This is a genomic window from Steroidobacter sp. (assembly GCF_036406195.1).
Lineage (GTDB): Bacteria > Pseudomonadota > Gammaproteobacteria > Steroidobacterales > Steroidobacteraceae > Steroidobacter.
The window spans coordinates 22,741-30,433 of the sequence record NZ_DASWVW010000054.1; the positions used below are offsets into that span (position 1 = coordinate 22,741).

The 7,693-nt window shown below is 58.9% G+C and carries 6 protein-coding genes; 5 read left to right on the forward strand and 1 reads right to left on the reverse strand.

Annotated elements, in window-relative coordinates:
* The first annotated feature begins 6 nt into the window (after positions 1–6).
* The 5 genes from VGE08_RS20620 to VGE08_RS20635 all read left to right on the forward strand — a co-directional run bounded on the left by VGE08_RS20620 (position 7) and on the right by VGE08_RS20635 (position 5,583).
* Positions 7–2,154: an adenosylcobalamin-dependent ribonucleoside-diphosphate reductase gene (locus tag VGE08_RS20620; protein ID WP_331069806.1), complete on the forward strand. Its 2,148-nt coding sequence runs from the start codon at positions 7–9 to the stop codon at positions 2,152–2,154.
* A gap of 102 nt (positions 2,155–2,256) precedes the next feature.
* Entirely contained in the window at positions 2,257–2,967 is a 711-nt protein-coding gene (locus tag VGE08_RS20625; RefSeq protein WP_331069807.1) for a hypothetical protein, read from the forward strand.
* Between the two features lie 398 nt (positions 2,968–3,365).
* Positions 3,366–3,593, forward strand: a complete 228-nt coding sequence (locus VGE08_RS26635; protein ID WP_414717518.1) for a FecR/PupR family sigma factor regulator — start codon at positions 3,366–3,368, stop codon at positions 3,591–3,593.
* Positions 3,594–3,790: 197 nt separating this feature from the next.
* A complete protein-coding gene (locus VGE08_RS20630; RefSeq protein WP_331069808.1) occupies positions 3,791–4,381 on the forward strand; it encodes a sigma-70 family RNA polymerase sigma factor in 591 nt (196 codons plus the stop codon).
* Positions 4,378–5,583 carry a FecR family protein gene (locus VGE08_RS20635; protein WP_331069809.1) on the forward strand — a complete coding sequence of 402 codons (1,206 nt, stop codon included), beginning with the start codon at positions 4,378–4,380 and terminating at the stop codon, positions 5,581–5,583. The genes VGE08_RS20630 and VGE08_RS20635 overlap by 4 nt, the downstream gene beginning before the upstream one ends.
* A gap of 776 nt (positions 5,584–6,359) precedes the next feature.
* Here the strand turns inward: VGE08_RS20635 and VGE08_RS20640 are convergent.
* Positions 6,360–7,693, reverse strand: a 1,334-nt coding sequence (locus tag VGE08_RS20640) for a transposase family protein (protein WP_331069810.1), incomplete at its 5' end; no start/stop codon positions are given.

Here is a 7,693-nt window from a genome sequence, read left to right on the forward strand (position 1 = left end):
GCCGGCATGAAGACCACCGCAATCAAACTTGAGCCCATGGATGTCAACAGCATTCCGTTCCAGGAAGCCTCGCTGGATATCTGGGACAAAAAATATCGATTGACCGCGAAAGATGGCACGCCCATCGACCGGACCATGGACGACACATATAAACGTGTCGCCCGCGCGCTCGCCGACGTGGAAAAGGACGAGGTGCGTGAGCACTGGTACGAGCAGTTCCTGTGGGCCTTGCGCAAGGGCTGCATTCCCGCCGGACGCATCACCTCGAATGCGGGCGCCCAGGAGCACAAGCCCGCGACCTCGACCATCAACTGCACCGTGTCGGGCACCATCCTCGACTCGATGGATGACATCCTTGCGAAGGTCCACGAAGCGGGCCTCACGCTGAAGGCTGGCTGCGGCATCGGCTATGAATTTTCGACCATGCGCCCCAAGGGCGCGTATGTCTCGGGCGCCGGCGCGTACACCTCGGGCCCACTGTCGTTCATGGATATCTACGACAAGATGTGCTTCACCGTCTCTTCGGCCGGTGGCCGGCGCGGCGCGCAGATGGGCACATTCGATATCGGCCATCCCGATGCAATGGATTTCATCCGCGCCAAGCGCGAAGCCGGCCGGCTGCGTCAGTTCAACCTGTCGCTGCTGATCACCGACGAATTCATGCAGGCGGTGAAGAACGAACAGGACTGGCAGCTCGCCTTCCCGGTGCGCCTGAGCGAAGCGGGCGAGAACGAGAATTTCCACGACCGCAGCAAGTATGTGTGGCGCGAGTGGCCGACCAAGGACGGCTATGTCGTGAACGACGCCGGCCTGGTCTGCTGCAAGATCTATAAGACGCTGCCGGCCAAGCGTATGTGGGACGTGATCATGACGTCCACCTACGATTTCGCCGAGCCCGGCTTCGTGCTCATCGACCGCGTCAACGAGATGAACAACAACTGGTGGTGCGAAAACATTCGCGCGACCAATCCCTGCGGCGAGCAGCCGCTGCCGCCGTATGGCTCGTGCCTGCTCGGCTCGATCAACCTCACGCGTTTCGTGCTCGATCCCTTCACCGAGGACGCGCGTTTCGATTGGGAAGAGTTCCGCAAGGTCGTGAAGGTGTTCACGCGCATGCTGGACAACGTGGTGGAGATCAACGGCCTACCGCTCGGCCAGCAGCGCGACGAGATCACTCGCAAGCGCCGCCATGGCATGGGCTTCCTGGGCCTCGGCTCGGCCATCACCATGCAATGCATGAAGTACGGCTCGAAGAAGTCCGTGGCGTTCACCCAGAACGTGTCGCGCGAAATGGCGCTGGCGGGCTGGGAAGCGGGTCTCGATCTGGCGCGTGAGAAAGGCCCGGCGCCCATCATGCTCGAGGAGTTCGAAGTCACTCAGGAGATGCTTCGCAAGCGTCCCGAGATGGCGAAGGATGGCTGGCGCGTGGGTCAGAAGATTCACGGCCGCACTTTGCATGCTCGCTACAGCCGCTACATGCAGCGCGTTGCCGAGGCGGCGCCGGAACTCGTCGACGAGCTGGCCGAAGTGGGCGCGCGCTTCACGCATCACAGCTCGATCGCGCCGACCGGCACGATCTCGCTGTCGCTTGCGAACAACGCCTCCAACGGCATCGAGCCGTCGTTCGCCCATCACTACTTCCGCAACGTGATTCGCGAAGGCAAGAAGAGCAAGGAGAAGGTCGACGTGTTCTCGTTCGAGCTGCTGGCCTATCGCGAGATGATCAATCCGCGCGCCATGCCGAACTCGAACAAGCCGGAAGAAAAGCTGCCGGACTACTTCACCACGGCGGATACAGTCACGCCCAAGGAGCATGTCGACATTCAGGCGGCTGCCCAGATGTGGGTGGATTCCTCGATCTCCAAGACGGCCAACGTGCCGACGGATTATCCGTACGAGGACTTCAAGAACATTTATCTGTATGCCTATGAGCAGGGCCTGAAGGGCTGCACCACCTTCCGCTTCAACCCCGAAGCGTTCCAGGGCGTGCTGGTCAAGGAAGAGGACTTGAAGAACACCACCTACGTGTTCACTTTGGAAGACGGCACGGAAATGAAGGTGCGCGGCGACGAGGAGATCGAGTACGACGGCGAGAAGCACACCGCCGCCAATCTCTTCGACGCGCTCAAAGAAGGCTACTACGGCAAGTTTTAGGAAAAGCGGATTGCGGTTGGCGGTTAGCGGATGGTCGAGCAGACCGCTGTGCCCCTTCCGCCCCAACCGCTAACCACCAACCGCTAACCGCTGGTTTCGAACATGAGCTCCACCAAGATCGACAAGAAGATCATCAAGTACCGGGTCGAGAAGCCCGAGGACAAGGCCGCGGCCGAAAAAGCCGCCGCGCCTGCGCCCGAGAAGGAAAAGGAATCGAACGTCGTCTGGATGCACGAGAAGGTCGAGCGCCCCGACGTACTGATCGGCTCGACCTACAAGATCAAGACGCCGGTGTCGGATCACGCCATGTACGTGACCATCAACGACATCATCTTGAACGAAGGCACCCGCCACGAGCAGCGCCGGCCGTTCGAGATCTTCATCAACTCCAAGAACCTGGATCACTTCCAGTGGATCGTGGCGCTGACGCGCATCATCTCGGCTGTGTTCCGCAAGGGCGGCGACGTGACCTTCCTGGTGGACGAGCTGAAGGCCGTGTTCGACCCGCGCGGCGGCTACTGGCAGAGCGGCGGCAAGTTCATGCCCTCGATCATCGCCGAGCTCGGCTACGTGATCGAAAAGCACCTGCAGACCATCGGCCTGCTGAAGAAGCCCGAGCTGGACGACGAGCGCAAGAAGCTCATCGAGGAGAAGAAGGCCGAGTTCGAGGCGCGCAACAAGCAGGTCGACGCCTTCGCCAAGAGCCACTTCCCCGAAGGCGCCCAGCTGTGCGCCAAGTGCAGCACCGCGGCGGTGGTGCTGATGGATGGATGCATGACCTGTCTGAATTGTGGGGATTCGAAGTGTGGATGAGGTGATGGAGCGGAGCGGCTGATGCGGCTCGCTCGATCGAATCGATCGATGTGACGTCGGGGACTGACCTGGCTGATCTTCAAACCCCGCCTCTGGCGGGGTTTCTTTTCTGACCGACAGCTTGAGAAAGCTACTCTTAGAAGTCCCTTTCCCCAATGTCACAAGCGTTGTGGCTTGTGCTTAATTACCGAATCGCCGTAACACAGCGGTATGGGGCCGCTCATATTATCGGCGGGTCTCATGGTCATTTTCGGACTCGAGACGACAAGACGATCGCGTCGAATTGTTTGTAATACACAGAGTGCTGAGTCGATTCTCTAAGGTGCCGCCGCAGATACGCTGTTGCAGGGACCCGCACTCACGATCCAGTCGAAATCCTTATCCAGGGGATCACCACGGTGGAATCTAGCGTCGACCGAAAGGAGTTGCAGCAGATCAATGAGCAGGCTGCCCTATGGATGCTGCGTAAGGAAGAGGGTCCGCTCACACCCGCCCAGCTTCGGCGCTACCAGGCTTGGTGTCGGCGACCCCATCGGGCCGAAGCCCTCCGGCGCATGGAAGCGTTCAACAAGCGCTTGAGTCAGCCATGGTGCCGCCGTCGACTGGCAATTCGGTCGGTTTCCTGAAACAGAACTTCCGAGCCACGGTCTGAGTGACTGTCCTCGATCGGCAGTCGGTCCAAGCTCGGTTGCTCTGGCCGCCCTCCGCCGTCCATGTAAGTATCTTCCCTAGAAAGAACACAGTTCGTTCTCCTGGGCTCGCGTAGGTCCTTCGTCCGGACCTCAGTTGTCATTGGGGCAGGGATAGCCGTGGCCGTTGCCGCATGACTAGCCAAGTCTCAGCTGACAAGCCAGTTTCGCAGAGTGAGAATGCGGACGAATCTCATTCGGGCGAGACCCATGAGCAACATGTAGGTCGACTATTCCGCGAGCACAACGAGTCGCTCGTGCGATACCTCCGGGTGCGGCTTCACTCCCAAGAGGAGGCCAAGGAGGTTGCCCAACAAGCCTACGTCCAGTTGCTGGGCCTCGATCATCCCGAGACGGTACATTTTCTGCAGGGGTATCTGTTCAGGACCGCCGCCAACCTTGCCAAGAACAGGATAAAGCAGCGGATTCAGCGGCGGCGGAACGATGAGATCGTGTTTTTTGATACCTCCTTTGAAGATAGCCGCTCGCCAGAGCGGGCCTGGGCAGGCGATCGAGAGATCGCCATTGTCTATCGGGCCTTGAACGAGTTGCCCCCGAACTGCCGCGAATCATTCCGCCTCGTTCGTCTTGAAGAGCTGAGCGTTGACGACGCGGCACGGCGGCTCAAGATCACCCCGCGTCATATCAGACGCAACATTGCACGCGCGCTTGCTCATCTCATGGCAGCAGTTGAGTCAGCCGCGACGCAGGGAGGCTCGCGATGAATCAAGAGTCGACCGGAAGCAAGAACTCCATCGGCGGCGCGCGTGAGCAGCGGCGCCAAGAGGCGGCGCGTTGGTTCGTGACGCTTCAGCATGCGGAGCTTTCAGAGCGAGTGCTCGAGAGCTGGAAGAAGTGGGAGGCGGTTCCCGAGAATCGGGAGGCCTTCGATGCGGTGGAGCGTATCTGGCAGATCGTAGAGGAAGTTCCCGATCTGCCGATCGCCACTGCCGAGGAGCGCGCCGCAGACCAATATAACGGTTCAGTTTCAGTCGCCATGTGGCGATTGACCAGACCCACAACGGGGCATGCTGGCGGGGCAGCCGGCGCGGATAAACGACGACTATTCTTCCGAGGTTTGGGTCTGGCAGCAGCAGCGGCTGTCTTAGCGCTCACCATGCTGGCATTTCCGCAACTGCAACCCTACATTCGGTCGCTCTGGGCCAGTTCGCCTGACCGTACCGTGGTCGTTGAAACCGGTCTTGGCGAACACAAGCAGATTGTTTTCGAGGATGGCACTCGCATTCAACTCGGTGCTCAGTCGTCCATCACTGCCAACTTCACTAAGAGCACTCGTTCGGTCGCTCTCGACCGTGGCGAGGCTCACTTCAATGTTGCGAAGAATCCGGAGCGCCCATTCCAGGTCAGCGCGGCCGGAGGGACCATCACTGCAGTGGGGACCGCATTCAACGTCCACCATCGTCAGGACAGCGATGTGGTCGTGACGGTCACTGAAGGTATCGTGGAAGTCGCGCCACCAGCCTCAAGCGACTCGATGGGAAATAGTGGAGAGCGAGATAGGGGAGAAGGGCCATGGGCGGGAGATGAACCAAGCACTGCTGCACCTCCGGCCCCACAACGGATCGCTCGTGGGCAAGAGGTCACCTATGATGGGCAGGGAAAAATAAGCCCGGTTCGTCTTGCCGAAGTGGACACATCGCTTGCCTGGCGCAATGGACGCTTCAAGTACAGGAGTGAACCACTCAAGCATGTGATCGAAGATATAAATCGGTACTCACGCCGACAACTCATCCTCGATGATCCTGCCGTTGGCAATCTTTTGTATTCGGGCACAGTGTTCGCGAGTGACATCGACGAATGGGTCGCCGGTCTCGAGCAGACCTTTCAGCAGATCGAAGTCGTGAGAAACGATGAAGCGCGCGTGCAGATTCGGACGCGCGTTGTAGCTGAACCAAGAAGGCCTTAAGAGCAGATCGCCGGTTGGGCTGTTTGGCGTGGCCGCAATGCCTATGGGCGTGATACTGGTGGGATTGGCCCGGTAATCCGCGATCTGCAGTCACATATTCATCGCCTTCATTTCGAATGTTTGTCCTTTTCGTGCCGATCGAATGTCTTGTTTTGTAGACACGAGTTCGCGGCAGTGGAAGGTTCTATTGATCGCGCTCCCTCAGAGTTAGTCGGCGGAAACGTCGATTCTTAGTTAGAACGCCACGATGAGGACATGTGTCAGAAGGAGGCGCATGTCAGCTCAAATAAAAGAACACGGCGCAGCATCTTCCGCTGCCCGCAAGCTGATACGGAGATCCTTTGGAATGAGCGGTCCCTTCGCAATGGGGCGTGGGACGGCGGTGGCTATTGAAACCAACGATAAGGGGACAGCCATGGCAACCGATCACCTCACCCGTGGTGAGGCACCAATTTCCAGAATTGGACTGCGACGATTCTCATTCCCAATGCTGTTGATGCTTCTGTGCGTTTCAGCATCCATGACGTTTGCGGCCGATGCGATGAGCCAAAGTGCGGACTTTGACATTGCGCCACAGGCTATGGAATCGGCACTGCACGAATGGAGTCGGCAGTCTAATGTGCAAGTGATGGTCGCGTCCCAGGATGTCTCCGGCCAGCGAACAGATGGCCTTAAAGGACGTCATACAGCAGCCAGTGTGTCGTGTTGCCTCACGTAATTTTGTTACCGAATGCCTCAGCAACGCTGTTACCGTCGCCATTGACGCGCTGGCAGTCTCACTGAGCACGGCGGAAGGAATGGACGCTGTCCGGCAGGTCGCCAACTCCACAGATGAGCCGACCGACTGCTTCTTGCCTCCATGCCTTGACTCGCTTCTGCAACGTACGAAGTTGGTGGAGGCCGTATCGCCCAGGGTATCTCGCTTGGAACTCGATCAGAAGTTCAAGAGCGGTCTGATCCGGATTGGCTTCAAGGCACTGAACGATTTCTGCCCAGTGATCTTTGAACATGTCGGGACGACGACCGCGCGGCTTGTCGCTGTACCGTCGGTACGTCTTTGGGCCGATGGTGACACCCCGAGCAAGAGCGTCTTCGCGCCAGAGATTGACGCGACGTAGGAGCGTTCTGTACTGCTTCGAACCGAAGCGGCCTGGGAACTGGAGACACAACTCCTCAAAGAGCTGCTTGGTGTTGATATTAGGAAGCCCCTCCAGCCGCCGACACACGATCGGCCACGCCATGCGCAGAGCTTGAGCGCTCGCACGTCGCTCGGCATATACAAGCCGCGGCTTATCCAGCAGCTTCGTGGCGGTAATGGGCGGAGTTCGGAGCGTGGTCGCCGCAGGAAGCGCGGCGACAGGGGGTTGTGGCGAGATCCTTTGCAGGCTTCGAAGATAACGTGGTTTCGCACCGATCGAGAACGTTGGGCGGATCTCTCCAGCGCGCCAGGCGCTCGATAGGCTCGACACGAACGAGGCAAGATCTGGAGGCTCAGAGGTCATCGGTGGGGGCGATTCGCCGTCCGCCAACGCAGCTAAATAGGCCTGAACCGCGCGCATTTCCTCCAGAAGCTTTAGCGGGTCAAGTTCCGCTGAGATCTCGGCCAGCTTCTGCTTGGCCTCTATCGGGATACTATCCGTCTGCAGAAGCCGCTCACACGGCGTCTGCGGAGGATGATAGCGCTTGGACACCTTCGCTCCCTCCCGGTGTTTGGCTGCCAATTTGAAAGAGGGTTGGAAGAAGTTGACGAACAGTCTGGATGCCCCGTAGAGACGAGATATCGCCCTCGCGGCCGCTAGGCCCTCGAAGCGCCTGTAGCCCATTAGCTTTCGTACAACAGCGCCATTTTTCTGCTCGATCCATGCTTGGTCGTTCTTTCGATAGGGTCGTGATCGCGTGAGTTCGATTCCATGCCCCAAGCAGTACTCGATCAGCCTCTCGTTCACAAACTCAGTGCCGTTGTCGACATCCACTGCACGCAAGGCGAACGGCAACCCGGCGCGGAGTCGCTCGAGCGTCTCAACTACCATCGTGCTCTCCCGGACTAGGATCGGCGCCGCTTCAGTCCATCCGCTCGCGATATCCGTCAGAACGAGACTGTGTATAAAAC